This is a genomic window from Ectobacillus sp., assembly GCF_056992975.1.
Window position 1 is genome coordinate 1 of sequence record NZ_JBXKMX010000209.1, and the last position, 1881, is coordinate 1881.

The window sequence follows — 1881 nt, forward strand, 5'->3', positions numbered from 1 at the left end:
TGTGCTAGAAATTGAATTGCCTTAAACACAAAGACTACCAAATCCCACAAATGGTATGGTAGTCTTTGTATCTTTTATTATCCTCTAAATGTTATTTGCTCGGATAGAACGACATGACTGTTGTTAGGATAAGGAATCACTCGCTTGTTTATAAATCCCCCACTTATCAAATGAATCCAAATTATTATGTTGATGATATGCTCATACTACCCAAGTATAATGTTCTTCCAGTAGAAAAAAGTAAATAATCCCCTTATTCTCATTACACATTCATTTTCCCAAAAATGATTACGTAAGATTTTCTCACAAACTGGTAAGCTATTTCCGAATTTCCGTGTAATCTATTTATATAGCAGTCTTTTTTAAAATCACGAATAGAAAGGAGATGGGTATTTTCATGGTGACATTACGAAACATAGCCAGCCTTCCTTCGTTACAAGCTATTTCAGTCGTTGCAGGAGAATCCGGATTAGAACGATTTGTTACAGGGGTAAATGTTACAGAAAGTGTGGATCTTGCAGAATTTATCAGGCCGCATGAACTTATTGTTACCACGGGTATTAATATGAATCATAACGCAGAAGAACTGATTGAAATGGTGAAATCAGCCTTTTACTGTAAAGCTGCAGGCATTGTATTAAATACAGGTCCTTATATTCCCAGCATTTCCTCAAATATATTGCATTTTGCAAATGAACATCAGTTTCCTGTATTTGAAATGCCATGGAGATATCGTATAGCTGATTTTATTAAAATTACCGTTTCCTTTTTAACTTCCGCACAGAATCTAAAGGACGACAAGCAGCAATTTCTATCCGATCTGCTGTTTCAAGATCAACTTGATTTAGATGAGTATGAAGCAGAGCGAGCTTACTTTGGTTTTCCCTCTGAAGCTGGATTTAGAGTAATGGTGTGTAACTTCGACGAATGCATTGATTCCATGCCAACTCTCCTTACACTTATAGCCGAGAGCATTCGCATGCGTTACAAACATTTTCTTTCAATCTCATTTGAAAATCAAATCATCTATATGGTTAAGGAACGAGAAACCAATCAAGTTCCTCTAACATCTTTAATCGCAGCCATTAAGAAAAAGAGAGGTGATATAAGGCTAGGGATTGGTAACGTGTATAAGGAATTGAATCATGTAAAAAACAGCTATCAAGAAGCATGCCACGTGATTAAGCTTTGCCAAAATCGCTGTAGTCAAACGATATATGCATATGAAAATATGGGTGCCTATAAACTGTTACTACATTTACAGGATCGGCACATGGCAGAAGAATATCATCATGAAATTTTAGGACCGCTCTATCGATATGACAGACTACACCAAACAGACTACGTTCCCTTTCTTCGCATTTTTATTGAAGAGGATGGGCATACATCAACAATAGGGCGAAGAAACTATATCCACCGGAATACCGTTCTTTATAAAATAAAAAAAATTGAATCGATACTCCAATGTAGTGTAAACACTACATTTACTAAAACAAATATAACATTAGCCTTTATGATCGAGGATATGTTTGAGTTACATACATCCTTAGATTGTGCAGTTGCACAATCTTTTTTGTAAAGGTGGTTCTTGTCAAAGCGGCTATAGTTGCGTTACGATTAAATTATCAAATAATTCAGAATTATTAAAGGAGGAACAAGCAATGAAACCGATTGAAGATACACAAATAAAGAAAGATGATAAAGAATACGTCATGCATTCCTGGTCAAAGCAAAAGAATGTGAACCCCAAAATTATAAAAAACGCGGAAGGGATTTTCTTCTGGGATGAAAAAGGCAAGAAATATTATGATATGTGTTCCCAACTAGTATACTTAAATGTAGGACATCAGCATCCAAAATTACTTGAGGAGTTTAAGCATA

At 35.3% G+C, this 1881-nt stretch carries 2 protein-coding genes; both read left to right on the top strand.

Going from position 1 to position 1881, the window contains the following annotated elements:
- The first annotated feature begins 397 nt into the window (after positions 1 to 397).
- The gene (locus AC11ZT_RS09660; protein ID WP_484059394.1) at positions 398 to 1579 is read left to right on the top strand and encodes a PucR family transcriptional regulator; all 1182 of its coding nucleotides are present in this window, start codon (positions 398 to 400) and stop codon (positions 1577 to 1579) included.
- 82 nt (positions 1580 to 1661) lie between these two features.
- A partial coding sequence (locus tag AC11ZT_RS09665; RefSeq protein WP_484059395.1) for an aminotransferase class III-fold pyridoxal phosphate-dependent enzyme occupies positions 1662 to 1881 on the top strand: 220 nt, incomplete at its 3' end.

What these genes read in the sequence shown, in the direction of transcription:
- AC11ZT_RS09660 (WP_484059394.1), top strand. Translation starts at nt 398, where the DNA reads ATGGTGACATTACGAAACATAGCCAGCCTTCCTTCGTTACAAGCTATT.